A 21,754-nucleotide genomic window follows, 5' to 3' on the forward strand; every position below is an offset into this window, starting at 1 on the left:
TCAGGGTGGGTACGGACCGGCAATTCTCCTTTGTCACTCCCCGTCCTTCTTTCCTGGGCTGCCGGTGTTCCGGAACACTTTAGCGCTCCGGACGTATTCGATGTCCCCCGTCCCGAGGCGGGCATTCGCGATGCGTGCTGCAGCAAACAGGTAATCCGACAGGCGGTTGATGTACTGCAGGGCGATTTCCGGTACGTCTTCTCCGGCATTCATAAGCCGGACGATCTGCCGTTCGGCCCTTCTGGCGACGGTCCGGGCAATGTGCAGCGTCGCGGAAGGCCCGGTGCCGCCCGGCAGGATGAACCGCTCGATCGGCGGTGCTTCGCCCATCAGTTCATCGATCCGCCGTTCCAGCACCTCAATGGACTCCGGCCCCAGCTTATCTTTCCGCTTGTCCGTTACATTGGCGAGATCCCCGCCGCAATCGAACAGCTCATGCTGGATCGTCTCCAGATCATCCAGCAGATCTGCAAACTCCTCTTCCGGAAGCTCGGTCATCGCTTTTCCGATGAACGCATTCAGCTCATCTGTCGTCCCGTACGCCTCGACGCGCAGATGATCCTTGCCGACTCGGGCCCCGATGAGCCCGGTCATTCCTTTGTCTCCCGTCCTTGTATAAATGCCCATTTCCTTCCTCCTCTTTGGTTATCGGATTTCTTCAGCAAGCCCGTACCAGATCCGGGTGATCCTGCCTGCTTTTTTGAACAGCCGCTGGTTCAGCCTTCCGCATGTGTCGCGGAGCCAGCGTTCATGCGCATCAACGGGAACAATTCCGCGTCCGATGTCCGTGATGATCAGCACCAGGCTGTCCCGATCGGCGGCATCCACGAATCGCATCACGTCGCTGACCGCCTCTTCCTCGACGGAATGATTTTTTGACAGATAGGATTCCATGCCTGCCAGCACGACCGTGCCGCGGCGGGGATGCGGCAATTTCTCCAGGCCGCCGGCTTCGATCCACTCCGCTTCTTTTTCCCCGAGCAACCTTTTCACATATTCCCGTTTTCCGTTATGGGCTCCGCCGAAAAAAATGTGCACCTTGCTCCCGCCTCCCATTGTGTTTTGTCCGCCCACCGGAGGACGTGCAGGCTTCCGGCGGGCACCACCCAATCATTGAACGGCGTTTCGGCCGGGGCGAGCTTCGACAGCATGAGCCGGATTGGCCCGCCGTGTGAGACGACGGCTGCCGAATGGATTCCGGCCCGCTCCCTCAACCGGACAAGCCCCTTGTCCAGCCGGGCTTCAATCTCACTGAACCGCTCACCGCCGGGCGGACACCGCACGGCCGGATCGGTGATCCACCGGCGGTAAGCCGGGATCGACTTCAGATCTTCATATGTTTTCATTTCCCAGTCCCCGAAATGGCATTCGCGAAAATCGGCATCCGGCCGGTAAACCTGCCCGGGGAATAAATGTGCTGCCGTCTGCCGGCAGCGGATCAGGTCGCTTCCCGTGATGAGATCCGGGCGGAATCCAACAGGTCCGGCATCCGTACAGACCGGAACGTCCGTCCAGCCGACGTACCGCTTTTCCCGGTTTGCCGCCGTCTCAAGGTGGCGGATCAGGTAAAGAACAAAAGAACCGTCCACAGCAGTCCCTCACATCCTTCCACAAAGGCGCCGGCGTGATCACCCGTCGCACCGCCGAAATTCCTGACCGACCATTTGCCGAAGGCCAACACGGAGACCAGCACGGCCAGTGCAATGGCCGCGGCCGGCAGGACCGATCCGGACACGAGCGCCGCAGCTGCAGTCCCCGCGGCAAGCACGGCCAGCCCCGGGATGCCGACCTGAGGGCCGTCCGCTTTCCCTTTCAGGAAGGCGAGCAGGCCGGATCCCTTCGCTGGACGGACGTGTGCATAAAACAGGGCGAGTCCGGCACGCGCGGCAAACGGAACCAGGAGGAAATGGACGGGTCCGGGACCGCCGCGCGCGATGAGCTCATTCAACACAGCGAGCTTGCCGATCAGCAGAAACAGGAGCGCCATCGTTCCGAACGCGCCGATCCGGGGATCGGCCATGATTTCAAGCCGCTTTTCCCGGTCCCGATAAGAGAAGTACGCATCACCTGTGTCGGCCCATCCGTCCAGATGCAGTCCGCCGGACAACAGGGCAAATACGAGGACCACTGCGAATGCCGCGAGGAAGCTTCCGCCTCCCCCCGGTCCCGTGACAACAGCGCACACGGTCCATGCCGCAAGGCCGATGAGTGCGCCCACCGCTGGATACAGCGTGAACATCCAGACCGCCTCCCGCTGCCCGATCGGCAGGCTTTTCCGGATCGGAACCGAAGTGAAAAACTGTATTGCAAGCAGGAATCCGTTGATCATGACGGAGCCTTTCCGAATGCCGGTTCTTCCGAAAGCCCGATCAGCCTCCGGATAACCGGCCAGTCCACATGCTTCCTGAAATGCCCGGCCCATCCGTCATAGTCCGGACCGGCCGGGCGGCCTGCCTGTTCACCGAGCGAGTCCTCTTCTGCAATGCCGTGTCCGTCCATCACCGGAATGACGCCGAGTACCGGAATACCGGTGCGCTTCTCGAGAAACTCCATCCCGTCCTCGAACAGACGGGCATCCCCCCGGAATTTATTAATGATCAGTCCCTTGACCCGGTCCCGGTCCGTTTCAGCCAGAAGTTCGAGCGTCCCGATGATGGAGGCAAACACCCCGCCCCGCTCAATGTCGGCGACGAGCAGGACGGGGACATCCGCGGCACGCGCGATGCGCATGTTGACGAGTTCCCGGTCGTTCAGGTTCACTTCGGCCGGACTGCCGGCCCCTTCGATCACGACCGCTTCATAATGGCCCTCCAGAAAACCGAGCGACTCCCGGATCGCCCTCATGCCTTCCTCAAAAAACCGCTCACGGTATTCCATGCCGCCCATCCTTGCGAATGGCCGGCCCCGGAGGATCACATCCGCATTCCGGTCATCGGACGGCTTCAGGACGATCGGGTTCATCTCCGGAAGGGCCTCCGTCCTGGCGGCTTCCGCCTGTGCCGCCTGTGCCGCACTGATTTCAAGGCCGTCTTTGACGAGGACGGTCCGGTTGGACATGTTTTGGGACTTGAATGGCGCGACGTTCACACCTTCATCCGCGAGCAGCCTGCAGATCGCGGCGCAGCTCAGGCTTTTTCCGACGTGGGAGGCAGTCCCCTGGATCATGATGCCGTTCATGTTGTTCCTCCTTGTCCGTTTGTCACTTCCACCGGTGCGGGATTCCGGCGTCCATCTCGATCGCCCGGTCCGAAATCTTCACAAGCTGACGGTGGATGCGGCCGAGCGTCTCCGCGTATTTCCGTGTTTCCTCATATCCCGAAGACGGTTCATCCAGCACTTCATTGGAAACGATCACGACTGCCGATGCCGTTTCGGCGAGCCGGACGACCGCATTCAGCATTTCACCGATCTTCTCTTCCATGCAGCCGGGCTGTTCATGGCAAGACGAACCGGTCTCAAACCCCTCATACATTGCATTGGCCAGCCAAGTTGTGATGCAGTCGACGAGCACGCCGTCCCCCTCCCGGATCATCGTCAGGACCCCGGGCAGGTCAATCGGCCGCTCGATTGTGACCCAGTTCCTCCTGCTTCGTCTCCTGTCTTGCCGGTGCCGGCTGATGCGTTCCTCCATTTCCGGATCAGCCGGCAGGCCCGTCGCCACGTATACAAGCCGGCTGCAATCCGAACCTTCGAGCAGCCCTTCCGCATACGCTGTCTTGCCGCTGCGGACACCGCCGCTTACGAAGGTGATGTCTCCTCGAACCATCGGGCGAGCGCCTCCTTCAGCCTGTCCATTTTCCATTCTTCCTTCATGCCGACCCGGAACCATTGCCCGTCCATGCCGAGGAAGTTCTCGGAATGACGGAGGACGATCCCCTGCCGGAGCAGGCTTTCGTACAGCCCGGCAGGATCGGCCGGCGGACGGAAGCTGACGTAGTTCGTCTCGCTGTTTGTGACCGTGCATCCCGCGGCAACGAGAAAAGCCGTCAATTCTTCCCGCACTGTCCGGCTATACAGCACGGACCGTTCCCTGAATTCCGCCTCCTGCAGGCAGAGCGAACCGATCTGCGCGGCGATCCCGTTCACATTCCAGTGCGGTGCGGCCTTCCGGTGTTCCTTGATCCGCTGTGGCGAGGCGACCATGTAGCCGAGCCGGATTCCGGGGATCGCATACATTTTCGTCATCGACCGCATGACCGCGACATGGGGATGCTCTGCGAGATGGGGGACAAACGAATGCGCCTCGCCCGCAAAGTCCATGAACGCTTCGTCGATCACGAGCTCGCAGCCGCATCCCCGTCCGTGGCCCGCCAGTTCGAGCATCTTCTCTTCCGGAATCCGCTCCCCTGTCGGATTGTTCGGATTGCATAGGTAAATGACATCCGCGTCTTCCATCGCCTGCTTGATCCGTCCGACGGGCAGCGCCGCATCGGACGGATCGACCGTCAGGTCTACGCAGAGGGCCCCTTTTGCAAGGAGTGTCGCCTTGTATTCCGAGAAGGTCGGATGGATGAGCAGGGCCCGCTTTCCGCGGTAGCGATCGGCAATGACCGAGAACAGCTCGGCCGCCCCGTTCCCCACCATGACCATCTCCGATGGGACACCGTGGAAGCGGGCCGCATCCGAGCGGAACGGCTCCCCATCCGGCTCCGGATAGTGCGGAAGCAATCGGATCAGGCCGGGCCAGGCTTTCCGGACAGATTCGGGGATGCCGAGCGGATTGACGTTCTCGCTGAAATCGAGGACCTCTTCCGGTTCTTCCATTCCCAGCCGCCGGTACAGCAACTTCGGGTTCGCCCCGTGTTCAGGCAAAGACGGCAATGAACCCCCCTCCGATCATCAGTGACATAACAAGGAATGCGGCAGAGACGGTTTGCATTTCCTTCACACAATCCGGTATATCCTCCGCATCCGGACGTCTTTGTGCTACGCCCATCCGCGCCCGGTCGGATGGGATGCCGCCATAATAATTGAGACCGCCGAGCTCGATGCCGAGCCGGCATGCAGTCGCGGCCTCGAGCCAGCCGCTGTTCGGACTCGGGTGCCTGCGCGCATCCCGCCGCCAGATCCGGATCCGTTCGCTCAGGGGAAGTCCGCCCTGATTGTTCACGGTCAATAAAATCAATGCGCCCGTCAGCCGGGAAGGGATCCAATTCAGCCAGTCGTCCGCCTTGGCGGAGAAGCGGCCGAACTCCGCATATTTATCGTTTCGGTAGCCGACCATCGAATCGAGCGTGTTGACCGCTTTATACCCCCAGATGCCCGGGGCACCGAGAAGCACCGCCCAAAACAGGGGGGCCGTCACGCCGTCCGACGTGTTCTCCGAAACGGTCTCGATGACACCGCGGACGATTTCCGGCTCGTCCAGATTCTCCGTATCACGCCCGACGATCCAGCCGAGCTTTTCCCGGGCCTGGGCAAGATCCCCCCGTCGGAGCGGCCGGTATACGTCCATCGCCGCTTCGCCTAGGCTCTTCTGTGCCAGGCCCGCTGCGATCAGGATCGCCTCCGCCGCGATACCGGCGAACCGGTGAAAGCTGTAGAACATCCAGGTGACAGTGAGTGCTGCGGTGATCGATGCGGCAACGATGACTACAAGCAAAAGCACCCCTTTGGCGCGACGATACGGGCCCTTGTTCCATTTAGCGTCAAGAAAGCCGATCAGCCTGCCGATCCAGCGCACCGGATGCGGCCAGCCGGGCGGATCGCCGATGCACCGGTCAAGGATGAATCCCGCGAGACCGGCAGCCAGATGATTCACCATCACCTCCGGCATCATTCCTCTTCTTCCCCCTCAAAAACCTTTTTGCGGTCCCTGTACCGGCGGACGGCCTCCGCCGTGCACTCGAACACGCCTCTGCCGATCGCCTTCCCGAGTGTGGTGACGGTACCGCCGTATGGATGCCGGTCGCCCGTCTGGGTCGCCGCGATAAGCAGGCTGTCCGTTGACGTTCCGGTCGCGATGGTCCCGGTGAGCGGATCGAGGACCTGCTCGGTCTGCATCGCCTTCGCCTTCGCCTCGGTCGCGGTCACCATTCCCTGGATGAGCGCTTCTTCGGTCAGGTGCCCGTTTACGATGATCCATGTGTTGATCGTACCGGCATGCACACCGCGGTCTGCCCCTGCCGATGCATCCACCGCATTTCCGACCCCTGCCGTCACACAGACAACGATCGGGGCTTCTTTTGGACCGTATTCCCGGATGACGGCGTCTTCCGTCATGGCCGCCGTCATCATGGCGACCGACTGAGAAAGGGGGAACCCGTTTCGCTGCAGCCAGGACCGCATTTCCGCCCCGGCGTCGTCCGACCGGTAGCCGGCGTCCACGTGGCGGTTGATGAAGTGGCGGAACCAGCCGGAACCGGCCTGGAACACCGCGGACGAAACGGCCTTCAGCGGGTATCGGCTGTCGAGGTGGACATACTTCCCGGATACCGAGAAGTCTCCCTTGCGGATGACGGACTTTTCCCGGACCGAGGGTTCTTCCCCGGGAAGCAGCGTGATCTGCGGCTTCGGAATTTCCGGGTGCATGCCCTTCTTCACCCGCGCCTTGTACACGTCACTGATCTTCCGCTCATCGATCACTTCGCCCGGGGTTCCGATCGCGGCGACTTCCCCCTCATCAAGGAGGAGCAGCCGGTCGCAATAGAGAGACGCCAGATTGATATCGTGGAAAACAGACACGACCGTGAGCCCGTTTTCGGTTGCCTGTTGACGGACCGTATCGAGCAGCTGCTGCTGGTGGGCGATGTCGAGATGGTTCGTCGGCTCATCCAGCAGGAGGAGCGGGGCTTCCTGGGCAAGCGCCTGGGCGACGAACGCCCGCTGGCGCTCCCCTCCGGACATGAACTCGATCTGAGTGTTCCGGTACTTCGAGATGCCCATCCTGTCCATCGCCGATTCCACCGCCCGCTCGTCCGCCCCGGTCCAGCTCGAAAACAGGCCGGATTGGTGCGGGTATCGTCCGAGCGACACCGTTTCGTAAACCGTATGGGAGAACGTATCCGCCTGGAGCTGGGGCAGCACGGCGACCTGCCGGGCGAACGCCTTCCTTGAATAGTCCCCGATGTTCCGGCCGCCGACCTCCACGGTCCCCGATGCCGCGGGCAGCAGGCCGCTCAGCATTTTCAGAAGCGTGGACTTCCCGCTTCCGTTCGGACCGAGGATGCCGAGCATCGTGCCGGCCTCCACCTCGAAGGAAACCGACCGGACGACCGGATTGCCAATGTCGTATCCCCCGGTTAAACCGCTCACTTTAAGCATGGCGAACCGCCCCTTTTCTCCTCTGTCTGTAGAAAATGAATGCAAACACCGGAGCCCCGATGAAGGAGGTGATCACCCCGACCGGAAGTTCGGTCGGTGAGATGATCGTCCGGGCGACCAGATCGCACAGGATCAGGAGCGACGCCCCGTTCATGAACGACAGCGACAGCAGATGCCGGTGATCATTGCCGAACAGGATCCGGGTCATATGCGGGACGACGAGCCCGACGAAACCGATCGTGCCGGAGACCGCGACAGCAGAACCGGTGAGGATTGATCCCCCTCCGAGGATCATCCATTTCCGTTTGCGGACATCCACCCCGAGATGATGGGCCCGCTCCTCTCCGAACAGCATGGCATTGAGCTCCCTGCGGCAGAGCCACAGCATGAAACCGCCGATGAACATGAACGGGAGGACCATCCAGATGTACTTCCACCCCCTCATCGACACACTGCCGAGCAGCCAGCCGATGATCTGGCGAAGTTCCTCGCCGGTGAGTGCAATCATGAGCGACAGCAGCGAGCCGAGGAATGAGCCGAAGATGACCCCGGTCAGGATGATCGTCTCCATCTTGAGCGACCTGTCCACTGCACGGGAGAATCCGATGACGAGCAGGAGGACAGCCATGGCGCCGGCCATGCTGAAGATCGGCAGCGTATACGATCCGAACAGGCCGATTCCGAAAAAGAGTGTCGCCACGGCGCCCACCGAGGCACCGGACGACACTCCGAGCGTGTAAGGATCCGCAAGCGGGTTTTTCAGCAGCCCCTGGAAGGCCGCTCCCGCCATGGCAAGGGATCCGCCGACAAGACCCGCAAGCACGACACGAGGCAGGCGGATATTCCACAGTATATTGGCGGCAGTCTCATTCGCCCCCGGATCCCACAGCACACGGAGCGGAACGTTCACCGTCCCGATCGACACGCCGAACCAGATGGCGGCCAGAAGAACGGCCGACGCCAAGGTATAGGCGAGCAGGCGATTCCTCATATCAGGCCGCCTGATCTTCTTCGTCTTCGTCATCGTTTTGGACGTCGCCCTGCCCGTCGCCGAAGATTTCAGGGTACACGGCTTTGGCTACGGCCTCAAGTCCATCTGCAAGGCGGGGACCCGTCCGGCTTGTCGTATTTTCATCGACACGGACGACCTCCTTCTCCTTGATCGCCGAAACGGCGCCGAACCCGTCCCGCTCATAGACGGCATCCACTGCACTGTCGTCTCCGTACATGACCATGATCACATCCGGATTGCGGTTGACGATCTCTTCCGGATCCATCATGACCCATCCTTCCTGGTCGCCCGCGACGTTTTCTGCATGGATCATGTCGAGGAACTGCTGCATGAACGTACCGGAGCCCGGCGTATAGATTTCAGGTGCGGGTGACGTTTCGACAAACACTTTTTTCTCTTCTTTCACGTCTTTTGCCTTTTCTTCGATTTCCGCGACTTTCGCTTTCATGTCCTCGACAATTTCCTCTGCCTTGTCTTCATGTCCGGTCAGCTTGCCGATCTGCCCGATCGTACTGTAGGTCTCATCGAAATCCGCCGCATTCTTGACGACGAAGACGGTCAGGCCCGCGTCCCGAAGCTGCTGGAGACCTTCCTCACCCATGCTGAGGGCCGATTCGTGGGCGAAGACGATATCCGGAGCCAATCCGATGATCTTCTCGACGTTGAACTCCTGCCCGCCGATTTTTTCAATGTCCTGCACTTCCGCCGGGTAATCGTCGTAATCACCGACTCCCACAACCGTGTCTCCCGCTCCGACCGCGAACAGGATTTCCGTATTGCTCGGTATCATGGAAACAATTTTCTCAGGCTGTTTATCAAGCGTGATTTCGTTCCCGACCGCGTCGGTCTCGGTTACCGGGAACGCCTGCTTGCCGGATGGGTTGTCATCCTGCTTGTCTGCCGTCCCTTCTTCCTGCTTCATCTGCGGCTCATTGGCATTGTCCTTGCCTGATCCGCATGCCGTCAGCAGCAAGGCTGCCAGGAAAACGGCCAGCCACTTCATCCATCTGTTGCTCATTGCTGATATCCCCCTGTCAGTCTGGTTTGTGAGAAATGAAAAACCCCCGCGCTCGGCGGGGGTCAAGAAAACCGGCAGGACGGCATGCGGAAAAACGACCGCAGCCTGCAAATGCAGGCGCCGTGCCACACCGGCCTGTCCTCGCAGGCGCAATTCGGGTGTTGTCCGCAAAGGCAGGTTTCCTGACTTCGGCGCTTGCTCTCGCTGCGCCGCTCACAGTGGCGGGACCGTGCCGGATTCCCACCGGCTTCCCTTTTACCCCCTCAACGGGGCACCTTCGCGTCATCCGGCGGCATGATCCTCGCACATCCTTCGTCAATTCTGGGACATGCGGCTCATACGCCGGATATTCAATTCTTATTCAATTTAATCAGAACGCGCTGATTTTGTCGAGGGCCCTTGCACGGTATCCAATGTTTTGACGGATACTGAAACACGGTACAGGCGCCTTATAATACGCCCCAACCCGGTCGCAGCATGAATTTCGGACTCACGCTGGCGTACCGCCCGACCAAATTTCTGCTCCGCTCGGGCGATTCTCGGGGCAAACGAAAACCGGCCGCACGGGCCGGCCTTCCTTTATTTGGTCTGCGACTTGTGGTTACATCCGGTCCGGTGCCGCGACGCCGATGAGGCGCAGGGCGTTCGCGATCACGGTGCGGGTGGCCGTGACGAGGGCGAGCCGGGCTTCGGACAGTTCACGGTTGTCCGGATCGACGACTTTATCTGTGCTGTAGAACGTGTGGAACGAGGCCGCCAGCTCATGGATGTACGTTGCGACCCTGTGGGGTGCACGGAGCTTCGCAGCATCCGCCACGATTTGCGGGAAGTCGCCCAGTTTGCGCATGAGGTCGAGCGCCTTCTCTGACTCCAGCAGCAGGGCCACATGGTCCTCGGAGGCGAACAGTCCGGCGTCGTCCGCCTGGCGCAGGATCGAGCAGATGCGCGCGTGTGCATACTGGGCATAGTACACCGGGTTTTCATTCGACTGCGAAACGGCGAGGTCCAGGTCGAAGTCCATCTGGGAATCCCCGGAGCGCATCACGAAGAAATAGCGGGTTGCGTCGAGGCCGACCATGTCGACGAGTTCACGCAGCGTCACCGCCTTGCCGGTCCGTTTGCTCATTTTGAACTTCTCGCCGTCCTTGTACAGCTGAACCATCTGGGAGACGAGCACTTCAAGCGTTTCCCTGTCATACCCGAGCGCCTCGATGGCCGCCTTCATGCGCGGGATGTAGCCGTGGTGGTCGGCTCCCCAGATGTTGATCAGCTTGTCGAAGCCGCGCTGCAGCTTGTCTTCGTGGTAGGCGATATCCGGCAGAAGATACGTATATGAGCCGTCCTGCTTGATGAGCACGCGGTCCTTGTCGTCACCAAAATCGGTCGAGCGGAACCAAGTTGCGCCGTCTTCCTCGTAAACATGCCCGTTTTGGCGCAGCTTGTCCAGCGCCGTGTCGATCTTTCCGTCTTCGTAAAGCGTCGTCTCGGAAAACCAGTTGTCGAAATTCACTCGGAATGCGGCAAGGTCCTGCTTCAGCTTATCAAGCTCGACGCCGAGGCCGTGCTTGCGGAACCACTCGAAGCGCTCTTCTTCCGGCATGGAGACGAATTTGTCCCCGTGCTCTTTTGCCAGTGCGTCGGCGATGTCGATGACGTCCTGTCCGTGATATCCGTCTTCCGGCATCTCGGCTTCGCGGCCCAGTGCCTGGAAATAGCGGGCCTCGATGGATTTCGCCAGATTATTAATTTGATTGCCCGCATCGTTGATATAGTACTCGCGGGATACGTCGAAGCCGGCGAAGTCCATTACATTGCAGAGCGAATCGCCAAGCGAGGCGCCGCGGGCATGGCCGAGGTGCAGGTCCCCCGTCGGGTTCGCGGAGACGAACTCGACCTGGACTTTCTCTCCTTGGCCCGCATCGCTGCGGCCGAAGTCCTCACCCTTGCCCAGGATGTCCTTGACGACGTCCCCGAGGTAATCCGGCTTCAGCGTGATATTGATGAAGCCGGGGCCGGCGATGTCGACTGAGCGGATCGGCGTGCTGTCCGTATCGAGATTGCCCACGATGTCATCCGCAATGGCACGCGGAGGCTTTTTGGCGATTTTCGTCAGCTGCATCGCAATATTCGTGGCATAGTCGCCGTTTTCCTTATTTTTCGGTGTCTCGATCATGACTTCCGGCAGTTCGCCGGCGTCTGCAAATGCGGATTTTGCCACGGCCGCACCGATTGCTTCTTTCAGCTGTTGCTGGACCTGTTCCACGATGTTCATCTTTTTCCCTCCGAATAAGTGAATTCAATCTCATAGGTGCCGACCGTCTGCCCGTTTGAAACGAGCTCATAGACTGCGGCAAACCTGCCTTCCCTGCCCGGTTCGAACTGCATCGACCGGGTCCGGACGTCAAGCGGGAGGCTGAACTCCCCGACTCCGTATGTACCGGGGCGGTCTTCGCCGGGGACAAGCGGCAGGCGCATCGACACATCCCCGCTCCGCATGATCAGCGCGTCCTCTTCCCGCATGCGGACGGTTGTGCGGACTTGCCGGCCGTCCATCTCCTCTTCAAATCGGAGCCACAGACTGCCGCCCCGTTCGATGAGATGGCCATCTGTATTCACGATGTGCTTTGCCGGGGGCTCACCGGGCTGCGTGACCGTCGAAATGAGCCGGATGGCAGCGGCTTTCCCTTCCGCCGGATTGGTCATTGTCCTGCCTCCCGTCCATAAAATCATTCCCTTATTATAGCCCGTCCGGCCGCACGTTTTCAACGGATGCCGGAAAGGGGCGTGTCCGCCGTTGAAAAGATGGTATAATCAAGAAAATCTTGGGCCGGGTTTCTGCCCGCGGAGTGACCATGTAAGTTTGCGCAGCGGTTTCCGGGTCCCCTCTTTATTTATCAGAAAATAGGCGGTTGTTGAAGACAGTCCCGCCGGCCCCCATTTTAAAATATCCCGTTCTTATCGGATCCTGAACCTGGAGGAGACCACATTGCTTTATCAGCTTGCCGTCAACTTCTGTATTCTGTTCACATTTTCCGTCATCAGCTATTGGCCGTTCCAGGACCGGGGCCGATTCCGGATTCCGTATCCGCGGCTCCATCCGGCCCTGATCGGTCTGCTGGGCGGCGTGACGGGGGTTTTTCTGCTGGCTGCTTCCGTCCGCCTGGATGGCGGAGTGGTCGTGGATGCCCGGGTCCCCGTCATCGTCATATCCGGAATCTTTGGCGGGCCCGCGGCACCAATCATATCGGCGCTCATCATCGGCAGTGTCCGCATTGCATACGCCGGGTTCGCAGGACCGGGCCTCATCGCAGGGTTGAATGCCTTTCTGACCGGGCTCACGGCCGCCGGGTTTTTCGCCTGGAAAGGGTCTTCGTTCCGGAACGCACGGCTGTTTTTCCATTTCGCTGTGCTCGAGACGGCCATTGTGCTCGTTGCACTCCTGCCGCCCGGTTCCGACCAATTCCTGAACACGGCCATGTTTCTGGCTTATTCGTATTTGTCTTATTTCACTGTAGTGACCATCCTGAGGGAGCTGAACAGTCACTTCAGGAAGCTCGCCGGCATTGAAAAACTGTCCAGGACCGATTTTCTCACCGGATTGAACAACAGCCGCGCATTCGGTGAAATCCTGGAGACGGCCCTGCAAAACGGACATCGTCCCGTCTCGTTGATCCTTTTCGATATCGACCGGTTCAAGAAAGTGAACGATACATATGGCCATCCGGCGGGCGACGAGGTGCTCGCCGAACTTGCCCGACGGACCCGGAGGGCGGTGCTGCCCGGAAGCGCAGTGATATCCCGGAACGGCGGAGAGGAATTCTCCGTCCTGCTTCCGGGAATTGACGGTGAAGAAGCTGCAGACGCTGCGGACAGGCTCCGGCTGGCAATGGCCGGCAATCCATTCATCGTGACCGGCGGCCAGTCGATCCCGATCACCATCTCGCTCGGCGTCTGTTCGTTCCCCGGACAGGCGGCCGATTCCAAACAGCTATACAGCCGCGCAGACGGGGCATTGTATGCAGCAAAGCAGAGCGGACGGAACTGCACGGTGGTCTGGCCCCCCCGACAGGGACCCATATTGAAAACGTGATGCCCGGATCAACCGGGCATCACGTTTTTCTTATTTCACAAAACCGAGCAGCATCTCCCTGAACAGTTTGCTGGCCGTGTTGACCGTCTGTTCGGACGGATCGAACACCGGCGCCACCTCGACGAGGTCAAAGCCGGCAACCCGGACATCCGACCGGGCGATCTCATGGATCGATGCGAGCAGTTCCCGGGAAGTGATGCCGCCGCAGTCGACGGTTCCCGTACCGGGCGCATGGGCCGGATCCAGCACGTCGATATCAATCGTCACATAGACCGGGCGTCCCGCAAGTGCGGGCAGGACTTCCCTTAGAGGCTCCAGAACATCGAATTTCGAAAGATGCATGCCGTTCTCCCGCGCCCATTCGAATTCTTCCTTCATGCCGGAGCGGATGCCGAACGAGTACACATTGCGCGGACCGATCTGTTCTGCGATCTTCCGGATCGGCGTCGAGTGGGACAGCGGCTCCCCTTCATAATCCGTCCGGAGATCGGTATGGGCGTCAATATGGATGACGGCGAGATCCGGGTTGTCCGCCGCGACTTCCTGCATGACCGGCAGGGAGACGAGATGCTCCCCGCCCATGCCTGCCGGAATCTTGCCGTCTGACAGAATCCGGCGGACAAACCCGCCGATCAGATCGAGCGAACGCTGTGCATTTCCGAACGGCAGCGGGATGTCGCCGGCATCAAAGTAGCGGATGTCATCCAGTTCCCGGTCAAGGTAGGGGCTGTACTCTTCCAGGCCGATCGACGCTTCGCGGATCCGTCCCGGGCCGAAACGGGAGCCCGGACGCCAGCTCACCGTCCAGTCCATCGGCATTCCGTAGATGACGGCGTCCGCTTCATCGTAGTCGGATCCGCTTTTGATGAACACGTTGCCGGAGTAGGCTTCTTCGAATCTCATTCCCCTTCTCCTTCTGCGAGATCACGGACGAACTTCGGAAGGACGAAAGCGGCCTTGTGCAGCTCTTCTGTGTAATACTTCGTTTCGATGTCATGGAAGCGGGATTCTTCCACTGCAAGCGGATCGTATTTTTTCGAGCCGAGCGTGAAGCACCACAGACCGCTCGGATAGGTCGGGATATTCGCCGTGTAAAGCCGGGTGACCGGGAAGATTTCCCGCACATCCTGCTGAACCTGGCGGATGAGGTCCGCTTTGAACCACGGATTGTCCGACTGTGCGACAAACAGACCGTCTTCTTTGAGCGCTTTGGAAATACCTGCATAGAAGCCTTTTGTGAACAGGTTGACCGCCGGCCCGACAGGCTCTGTCGAGTCGACCATGATGACGTCGTACTCATTCTCGGATTCGGCGATGTGCATGAAGCCGTCTCCGACCCGGACGTCTACACGCGGATCTTCCAGCTTGCCGGCGATCGACGGAAGATACTTTTTCGAGTATTCGATGACTTTGCCGTCGATGTCGACGAGTACCGCCTGCTCAACCTGCGGGTGCTTCAGCACTTCACGGATGACGCCGCCGTCGCCGCCGCCGACGACGAGCACTTTCCTTGGGTCCGGATGCGTGAAGAGGGGCACGTGCGCGACCATTTCATGGTAGACGAATTCGTCCCGCTCCGACGTCATGACCATGCCGTCGAGAAACAGCATATTCCCCCACTCTTCCGTCTCTGCCATCTCCAGCAGCTGAAAATCCGTCTGCTCCACGTGATGTGTTTTCTTGATTTTCATCGTGATCCCGAAATGTTCCGTTTGTTTTTCTGTATACCAAAGACCTGCCATGATGATGTACCCTCCTTATGCTTCACGTCCCGGCTCCCCCGCTTTCAGGCGGGTTCCGTGGAAACTAAGCTTCATTATAAGGCCTGAGTGTAAGGTTGCAACCATTTTTTGCATGGTGCTGACAGACGCCGGGCCGCCGACGGCAAGGGACAAGCAGCGCATATTCGCACCGGAAATTTGAATTGAAAGGGGATGGGAACGGCCCTCCGTGTGCCAAAACAATCAATCCGCGGCGATCCATGCGGTTGAAAAGCCGGCGGACTGCGCATACTCGGGAAAAATGCGGAGGAAAGGCGGCGGGAAAATGAGACGGTCGCAGATGAGGAGGAAGCGCAGACGGCGGTCCATGTTCAGGCGGGGATTGCTGCTGACGGTGAGTCTGGCCGTTGCGGCCGGAATCATGTACGGTGCGTTTCTGATCTATATCCGTGCTGCGGGACCGCCGGGACTCGACGTGCCGTCGGCGTCGGTGTTCCTCGACCGGAACGGGAACCCGATCGGCGACCGGCATTCGGGCGAGCGGAGATATCCCGCTTCTCTGAATGAAATTTCCCCTTTTCTGCAGGATGCGTTCGTGGCAGTTGAGGATAAGGACTTCCGGAAGCACAATGGGTTCGACTATTCCAGGATTGCCGCTGCGGTTCTGAAGGACGTTAAGGCGTTCAGAAAAGTGGAAGGCGCGAGCACGATCACCCAGCAATATGCCCGGAACCTCTTCCTCACACATCAAAAATCATGGTCGAGGAAAATCAACGAAGCGGTCTATGCACGCCGGATCGAGACATTCTATGACAAGGACACCATCCTCGAGGGCTATTTGAACACAGTTTATTTTGGACACGGGATGTACGGGGCCGAGGCGGCGAGCCGGTTTTATTTCGGCAAGGATGCGGATGAACTGACGCTGTCCGAGGCCACGCTGCTCGCGGCAGTTCCGAAAGGCCCGTCGGTATATTCTCCCGTCGATCACCCGGATGCAGCGAAAAAGCGGCAGAAGATCATCCTCGACGCAATGGTCCGTCAGGGGTACGTGACGCGGGACCAGGCCGACCACGCAGTGGCCGAGCGGATCTCACTCAAAAACAGCGAGTGGGACGGAGCGGAAAAAGCGGCGCCTTACTTCCTGGATGAAGTGTGGCGCGAAGCGGAGAAGATCCTGAAATCGGAAGGCCGGAGCATCAACGAAGGCGGCTGGACGATCAAAACGACCCTCGACCCCCAGCATCAGAAAGTGGCGGAAGCCGCCGCGGCCCGTTGGCTACCTGATAACGACCTGCAGTTCGGATTCGTCTCGGTCGAGCCGTCAACGGGCCGGGTGACCTCGATGATCGGCGGGAGGGATTACTCGCTCAGCCCCTACAATCGCGTGACCCAGGCCGAACGGCAGTCCGGATCCGCAATGAAGCCCGTATTGTACGCGGCGGCCCTCGAGGAAGGATTCAATCCGCTGACATTCCTGAAAAGCGAACCGACCGTGTTCACATACGACGACGGGCGGCAGACATACGAACCGCAGAATGTGAACGGGAAATTTGCCGGGCGTCCGATATCCCTCGCCCAGGCACTGGCCATTTCGGACAACATCTATGCGGTGAAGACGCTTGAGGAGATCGGCTATAAGCCGTTCAAGGACATGGCGGCCCGGCTAGGGATCAGCGGGAATTTCACCGATGCTCCGGCGACCGCACTCGGCACGGCGGAAGTGACGCTCTATGAAATGACCGGTGCCTACAACCGGATCGCTGCCGGCGGGATACGGGTTGAACCGACGACGATCGTGTCGATCACCGATGCCTCGGGCGAGGAAGTCTACCGGCAGAAGGAGGAAACGGACAAGCGGGTGATGGATCAGGAAGATGCCTATATCCTCACTGAGATGATGACCGGGATGTTCGATCCGGTGTTCAGTGACTATGCGCCCGCGACCGGCTTGTCGCTGCGACCGCGTCAGACCCGTCCGTATGCGGCAAAATCCGGGACGACGCTGAGCGACCAGTATCTCATCGGCTTTTCTCCGGTGCTCACTGCCGGCATTTGGGCCGGTTTCGATGAAGGCCGCCAGCTCTCCGAGAACAGTGACAAGATGGCAGCCAAAAAAATGTGGATCGATTTCATGGAGGACGTCCACGCCGGCACAACGCCGGAAGCGTTCAGGAAACCGGAGGGCGTGACCGGCGTCATCGTCGACGTCGAGACGGGCGGCCTTGCCGTCGATGGCTGCGGCAAGCAGCGCCTCGTCTATATGAAAGAGCGCGACGTGCCAAAAAAACTCTGTACCGATCCCGCCCTCCGCCTGGACCGCTCCTCCGATACGAAAGACGGGGCCCCCGTCCGGCTGTTCCCGTTTTCGTTCTTTGAATGAATACCGGGCGAATGAATAACGGGACGATCTGAATGCGCCGCGCGTTCAGATGACGATCCTGTCCGTTTAGAACGCCGGTTCCTATGTTTGGAAATAGCGGCTGCCTGTGAGAAGGAGCTGTGTATGCCATGAGAAGCGCTCCGTCTCTCAATGGCCGAAAAAACCCCGACCCGCCTTCGGATCTCTCCGTGGCGGGTCGGGGTTTGCCTGCTGCGCCGCTACGCGCGGCAGGCTGTCCTAGCTTGTATTCAGCAAGCGTTATCGTCAGTTTACTCCCTTTTGCGGCCCGGTTCAACCGTCTGCCGCACGTTCGGGGCAACTGTCAAAGATCGTTCATATTTGTCGGGAGGGACCGGTCAACCCTCCGCGTTCAGGCCTTCCCGGAGTTCGGGCTCGCTGTTTCTCCACAACTCCTCGTTGTGGCTCATCAGGAAGTCTGCCAGAATGCCCTTGGACTTGTCGTCCATCCCGTCAACAATGATTCTCCGCTTCAGCGATTTGTCGAGCAGGTTCACATGATCCGCGAGGACTTTGTATCCGCGGCGCTTCTCGCGGTTGATGACCATTTCGGCCGCCGTGACCCCCGCGTAGTACGGACCGTCTTCCTTGTAGTCGATCGTGACCCAGACGAGCCAGTACGGCTTGCCGCCTTCGGAATCCTCCCGGTTGACGGTGAACTTGATCCCCCGTTCGGTCAGGCTCCGGGCATGCATCGCACCCATTTCGACCTGGGCGGTGCCCTCTTCGACATCGATGATGACCGGCGACACGTTCTCAAGGGACAGGGAACTCCTGCCGAACCCTTTATGGCCGCTGATCGGATCATCCCTCAGAATCGTAAAACCCATTTTCTGCTTCGGCTTGTCTTCATTCGCCATCGTCAAGCACCCCCTCCCCTGCCATTATATCCATTCCGCCCGGCCCGTAAAAGGCGGGCGCTCTACTGACGGATGCAGCCGGACAGCTCTTCCATGAAGCTGAAGGCATCCTCGATCTCGGCTTCCGAAAAATTAAGCTTGTTCTTGACGATATGTAAATTGGCGATCTGTTCTTCTTTCGGCAGATGGTCAAAGTAAAGCAGCGTCGACACGAGCTCCAGAAAACGCGAGCTCTTCTCCTTCATCCGGACAATGCAGTCTCCCAGTCCGGACGGTGCATCTCCCGTATCCCGGATGAAGCGGCTCCCCTCTTCCGTCACTTCGTAGCTGTATTGCATGTAAGAGCCCTTGTCTTCCTGCGCCTCATCGAGGAAGCCCATTTCACAAAGCTCTTCAACTCGGAGCGTCAGTTCTTCCGAATAAGGGCCGTATATATGCAGTTCATATTTTTCCTGGAACGGGAAGTCCATCTTCTTGGCGATATAGATCATCTTCTGCAGTTTTTTCCGTCCTGTGACACCATTGGCCATCGAGACGAACTGCACAATCTTCGCATGCTCCCGAAGCATTTTCACTCTCTCCCTTCGGTTCTACCCAGAATGTCCAGGATCTGCTGCCTGAACACTTTCTTTTTCCTGCCTTCCCGGAGCAGGTTCTCCGGGAAATACAATTTATGGTCGGTCCGCCGCTTGCCGCTGATCGCATCCACGATGTCGGACTCACGGGACAGTTCCCTCAGTTCTCCGTCCGGCATGAGCAGATGGATCGGCAGCCGTTCCTCTTCTTCGCCCGGCCGGTAGAAATCATACGGCAGATCCGAGGAAGAGTCGACGACAAGATAATAATCCGGGTCGATCCCGGCCTTCCGGAACAACATCTCCAGCTCCCCGAGTTTCCGGTATTCCCGGGCGGGATTGAAGTCAATGTACTGGAACAGCCGCCGGTTGATGAACCGGTCGCACAGGTCGGCAAGAATCTCGTCGTCTTCCTTCTCCCACATCTGGAAGTACGTCATCAGGATATATTCATCCAGATCGAGATACTCCTGAAGATCGATCGACTTCCCGAAAAACGAGCGGAAGTGCACCGGGTCCTGTTTGAACGTATACCCTTCTTCGCTCAGGAATTTCGCCCGTTGCAAAATTTTCACGAGAATCACTTCCGCCGACCGGGAAACCGGATGGAAGTAAACCTGCCAGTACATCTGGTAGCGGCTCATGATATAGTCTTCGACTGCATGCATCCCGCTCATCTTGATGACCGCCTGGTCCTCGGCCGGCCGCATGACCCGGAGAATCCGCTCCATGTCGAAATGTCCGTAGCTCACGCCCGTAAAATACGCATCGCGCTGGAGATAATCCATCCGGTCCGCGTCAATCTGGCTTGAAATGAGGCTGACGACCAGCTTGTCCGGATAAGTCTTGCCGATCACATCGGCGACCTTTCTCGGGAACCCTTCATCCACCCGTCTCAGCACCGCGTTCACTTCGGTGTCGCCGAGCAGAATCTGCTGTGTGTAATATTCATGGTCGAGATCGAACACTTTCTCGAACGCATGGGAAAACGGGCCGTGCCCGAGGTCATGAAGCAAAGCCGCACAAAGCGTGACGAGCCGCTCCGAATCGTTCCACTGGGGACGCCCGCTGAAACTGTCGTCGATGATCCGCCGGACGATTTCATAGACGCCCAGCGAATGATTGAACCGGCTGTGCTCCGCCCCGTGAAACACGAGATAGGTCGTACCGAGCTGATGGATCCGCCGCAGCCGCTGGAACTCCTTTGTGGCGATGAGGTCCCAGATCACCTGGTCATGCACATGGATGTAGCGGTGCACCGGATCCTTGAACACTTTTTCTTCCTTCAGTTTCTCATTGGCATATTGCATGTCACACCCCCGCAAAACGATCGGTCCCTACAGTATACCCCTTCCGGCACCCCATGGGAATCCGTCTGCCAGACTTTCAATTTTCCGAGAACCGGGCGTGTGAAGTGATGATGCGGGACGGATCCGGACTGAAGAAGTGCGTCCCCAAATCTACCGACTCCAGTACCACCACCGGTCCTGATTGAACGACCTGTTTGGATCGTCCGTCTCTATCGTAAAGTGGACGTTTTCACCTCAATGTCCCGGGCCATATTGCATATAGGGCGCCCTTATCTCATATTCACGGTCCATATCGCAAATCGGCCGTCCTTATTTCAAATACGCTGTCCATATTGCAAATCGGCCGTCCATTTTTCAAATTCGCGCTCCGTATTGCAAACCGGCCGTCCATATCTCAAATTCGCGCTCCATATTGCAAACCGGCCGTCCATATCTCAAATTCGCGCTCCATATTGCAAACCGGCCGTCCATATCTCAAATTCGCGCCCATATTGCAAACCGGCCGTCCATATCTCAAATTCGCGTTCCATATTGTAAATCGGTCGTCCATATTTCAAATTTGGTCCGCATCGTAAACCGGTCGTATTTCTCAATATCGTAAAACCGGCTTTCTCATCTCCCGCTCCCACACCGCCCGTTTCCCGATCCGGCTCTCATCGGTCATCCCATGATGCCATCGCCCTTGCCCCTCAAATAGCCAAGTTATGAATCCTCCGGCCGGTGTACGGCATTCCCTATTCGAGAAGTCTTTGGAAAAAATAAAAGAGACCGTATAAAAAAAAGGCCGTCCGTACAGACTGCAAGCAAGGAAACAGACTATGAAGATGGCAGGAGGATTCTCAATGGTGAAAGTCAGACAGGATGCTTGGCTCGAAGAGAATGACCAGTTGCTCGCGGAAACGGTGCTGCGCCATGTGCGCGAAGGCAGCACGCAGCTGAATGCGTTCGAGGAAGCGGGAGATGCAATGAACCGGACCGCGGCGGCATGCGGTTTCCGATGGAATGCCGTTGTCCGCAAAGAATACGAGAAGGAACTTGCCGAGGCGAAGAAAGAGCGCAAGGAAACGATGCGTGCTCTAGGAAAGGATTTCCGGCGGAACAATGCCGGGCTGTATGTTGTCGGAAATGAAGGGGAAGGCGTGAGCAGTGCACCGCTCCGGCTGTCCAATTTGTCACTGGACGTCGTCATCGCCTATCTCATGCGCCTGCAGCACTCGAACCCGGCGGGCCACGAGACGATGAAGTGGCAGCGGAACGTCGCCGCGGCAGAGCGCCGTGCCGAGGAACTTGAACAGGAAGTCAAACGGCTCGAAAAGGAAAACCAGTCGATCCGCGAAGACTACGATCAGTTCGTCCGCATCATGAACCGCGCCCGCAAGCTTGTGACACTTGATGGTGATGAGGCCCAGGCTCCCGTTTTCCGGATGGAACCAAACGGCAACCTCGTCAATGACGAGGACAACCAGCACTCCTAATATAAAAGCTGCCGATCCCTCGGCAGCTT

At 58.8% G+C, this 21,754-nt stretch carries 21 protein-coding genes and 1 riboswitch; of the genes, 3 read left to right on the top strand and 18 right to left on the bottom strand.

The features are described from left to right. Positions 1 to 33 precede the first annotated feature (33 nt). The 13 genes from B0B07_RS02645 to B0B07_RS02705 form a co-directional block, all read right to left on the bottom strand. The gene (locus B0B07_RS02645; protein WP_076756811.1) at positions 34 to 627 is read right to left on the bottom strand and encodes a cob(I)yrinic acid a,c-diamide adenosyltransferase; all 594 of its coding nucleotides are present in this window, start codon (positions 625 to 627) and stop codon (positions 34 to 36) included. 18 nt (positions 628 to 645) lie between these two features. Continuing rightward, positions 646 to 993, bottom strand: a complete 348-nt coding sequence (locus tag B0B07_RS02650; RefSeq protein ID WP_234982232.1) for a bifunctional adenosylcobinamide kinase/adenosylcobinamide-phosphate guanylyltransferase — start codon at positions 991 to 993, stop codon at positions 646 to 648. Further along, entirely contained in the window at positions 990 to 1,589 is a 600-nt protein-coding gene (locus tag B0B07_RS02655) for a histidine phosphatase family protein (RefSeq protein WP_076756813.1), read from the bottom strand. Before B0B07_RS02655 ends, B0B07_RS02650 begins: the two co-directional genes overlap by 4 nt. After that, positions 1,562 to 2,329, bottom strand: a complete 768-nt coding sequence (gene cobS, locus B0B07_RS02660) for an adenosylcobinamide-GDP ribazoletransferase (protein WP_076756814.1) — start codon at positions 2,327 to 2,329, stop codon at positions 1,562 to 1,564. Before cobS ends, B0B07_RS02655 begins: the two co-directional genes overlap by 28 nt. Further along, positions 2,326 to 3,177 (bottom strand): cobyric acid synthase, encoded by an 852-nt coding sequence (locus B0B07_RS02665; protein ID WP_076756815.1) that lies wholly within the window; start codon positions 3,175 to 3,177, stop codon positions 2,326 to 2,328. The genes cobS and B0B07_RS02665 overlap by 4 nt, the downstream gene beginning before the upstream one ends. Positions 3,178 to 3,199: 22 nt before the next feature. Next, on the bottom strand, positions 3,200 to 3,766 hold the full coding sequence (locus B0B07_RS02670; protein ID WP_076756816.1) for a bifunctional adenosylcobinamide kinase/adenosylcobinamide-phosphate guanylyltransferase: 567 nt from the start codon (positions 3,764 to 3,766) through the stop codon (positions 3,200 to 3,202). Next, a complete protein-coding gene (gene cobD / locus B0B07_RS02675; protein ID WP_234982233.1) occupies positions 3,739 to 4,821 on the bottom strand; it encodes a threonine-phosphate decarboxylase CobD in 1,083 nt (360 codons plus the stop codon). Before cobD ends, B0B07_RS02670 begins: the two co-directional genes overlap by 28 nt. Then, the gene (gene cbiB / locus B0B07_RS02680; protein WP_234982234.1) at positions 4,805 to 5,779 is read right to left on the bottom strand and encodes an adenosylcobinamide-phosphate synthase CbiB; all 975 of its coding nucleotides are present in this window, start codon (positions 5,777 to 5,779) and stop codon (positions 4,805 to 4,807) included. The genes cobD and cbiB overlap by 17 nt, the downstream gene beginning before the upstream one ends. Beyond that, the gene (locus tag B0B07_RS02685) at positions 5,776 to 7,263 is read right to left on the bottom strand and encodes an adenosylcobinamide amidohydrolase (RefSeq protein WP_076756817.1); all 1,488 of its coding nucleotides are present in this window, start codon (positions 7,261 to 7,263) and stop codon (positions 5,776 to 5,778) included. Before B0B07_RS02685 ends, cbiB begins: the two co-directional genes overlap by 4 nt. Continuing rightward, entirely contained in the window at positions 7,256 to 8,254 is a 999-nt protein-coding gene (locus tag B0B07_RS02690; protein ID WP_076756818.1) for a FecCD family ABC transporter permease, read from the bottom strand. The genes B0B07_RS02685 and B0B07_RS02690 overlap by 8 nt, the downstream gene beginning before the upstream one ends. Before the next feature lies 1 nt (position 8,255). Further along, positions 8,256 to 9,293, bottom strand: a complete 1,038-nt coding sequence (locus B0B07_RS02695) for an ABC transporter substrate-binding protein (protein ID WP_076756819.1) — start codon at positions 9,291 to 9,293, stop codon at positions 8,256 to 8,258. Positions 9,294 to 9,448: 155 nt separating this feature from the next. Further along, positions 9,449 to 9,586: riboswitch (cobalamin riboswitch) on the bottom strand. A 308-nt stretch (positions 9,587 to 9,894) separates the two neighbouring features. Then, complete coding sequence (gene argS / locus B0B07_RS02700) at positions 9,895 to 11,565, bottom strand: arginine--tRNA ligase (protein WP_076756820.1); 1,671 nt, start codon at positions 11,563 to 11,565, stop codon at positions 9,895 to 9,897. Next, on the bottom strand, positions 11,562 to 11,996 hold the full coding sequence (locus B0B07_RS02705; protein ID WP_076756821.1) for a YwiB family protein: 435 nt from the start codon (positions 11,994 to 11,996) through the stop codon (positions 11,562 to 11,564). The genes argS and B0B07_RS02705 overlap by 4 nt, the downstream gene beginning before the upstream one ends. Positions 11,997 to 12,279: 283 nt before the next feature. On the opposite strand from B0B07_RS02705, the gene B0B07_RS02710 reads away from it, so the two are divergent. Then, entirely contained in the window at positions 12,280 to 13,383 is a 1,104-nt protein-coding gene (locus tag B0B07_RS02710; protein ID WP_076756822.1) for a GGDEF domain-containing protein, read from the top strand. 30 nt (positions 13,384 to 13,413) lie between these two features. Here B0B07_RS02710 and speB read toward each other — a convergent pair whose 3' ends face one another. Together speB and speE are read right to left on the bottom strand one after the other, a co-directional pair. Beyond that, positions 13,414 to 14,286, bottom strand: coding sequence for an agmatinase (speB, locus tag B0B07_RS02715; protein WP_076756823.1), 873 nt, complete (start codon positions 14,284 to 14,286; stop codon positions 13,414 to 13,416). Beyond that, positions 14,283 to 15,125 carry a spermidine synthase gene (gene speE / locus B0B07_RS02720; RefSeq protein ID WP_076756824.1) on the bottom strand — a complete coding sequence of 281 codons (843 nt, stop codon included), beginning with the start codon at positions 15,123 to 15,125 and terminating at the stop codon, positions 14,283 to 14,285. The genes speB and speE overlap by 4 nt, the downstream gene beginning before the upstream one ends. A gap of 304 nt (positions 15,126 to 15,429) precedes the next feature. Between speE and B0B07_RS02725 the strand changes: the two genes are divergently transcribed. After that, a complete protein-coding gene (locus B0B07_RS02725; RefSeq protein WP_076757479.1) occupies positions 15,430 to 17,487 on the top strand; it encodes a transglycosylase domain-containing protein in 2,058 nt (685 codons plus the stop codon). Positions 17,488 to 17,843: 356 nt separating this feature from the next. Here B0B07_RS02725 and B0B07_RS02730 read toward each other — a convergent pair whose 3' ends face one another. The 3 genes from B0B07_RS02730 to B0B07_RS02740 all read right to left on the bottom strand — a co-directional run bounded on the left by B0B07_RS02730 (position 17,844) and on the right by B0B07_RS02740 (position 20,250). Next, positions 17,844 to 18,365: a YwhD family protein gene (locus B0B07_RS02730; RefSeq protein WP_076756825.1), complete on the bottom strand. Its 522-nt coding sequence runs from the start codon at positions 18,363 to 18,365 to the stop codon at positions 17,844 to 17,846. A gap of 62 nt (positions 18,366 to 18,427) precedes the next feature. Further along, positions 18,428 to 18,934 carry a YwgA family protein gene (locus tag B0B07_RS02735; protein ID WP_076756826.1) on the bottom strand — a complete coding sequence of 169 codons (507 nt, stop codon included), beginning with the start codon at positions 18,932 to 18,934 and terminating at the stop codon, positions 18,428 to 18,430. Between the two features lie 2 nt (positions 18,935 to 18,936). Next, positions 18,937 to 20,250, bottom strand: a complete 1,314-nt coding sequence (locus tag B0B07_RS02740; protein WP_076756827.1) for an HD domain-containing protein — start codon at positions 20,248 to 20,250, stop codon at positions 18,937 to 18,939. 842 nt (positions 20,251 to 21,092) lie between these two features. Here B0B07_RS02740 and B0B07_RS02745 point away from each other — a divergent pair. Beyond that, positions 21,093 to 21,725, top strand: coding sequence for an RsfA family transcriptional regulator (locus tag B0B07_RS02745; RefSeq protein ID WP_076756828.1), 633 nt, complete (start codon positions 21,093 to 21,095; stop codon positions 21,723 to 21,725). The last annotated feature ends 29 nt before the right edge of the window (positions 21,726 to 21,754 follow it).

The sequence above is a fragment of the Edaphobacillus lindanitolerans genome (assembly GCF_900156305.1).
GTDB classification, from domain to species: domain Bacteria; phylum Bacillota; class Bacilli; order Bacillales_A; family Planococcaceae; genus Bhargavaea; species Bhargavaea lindanitolerans.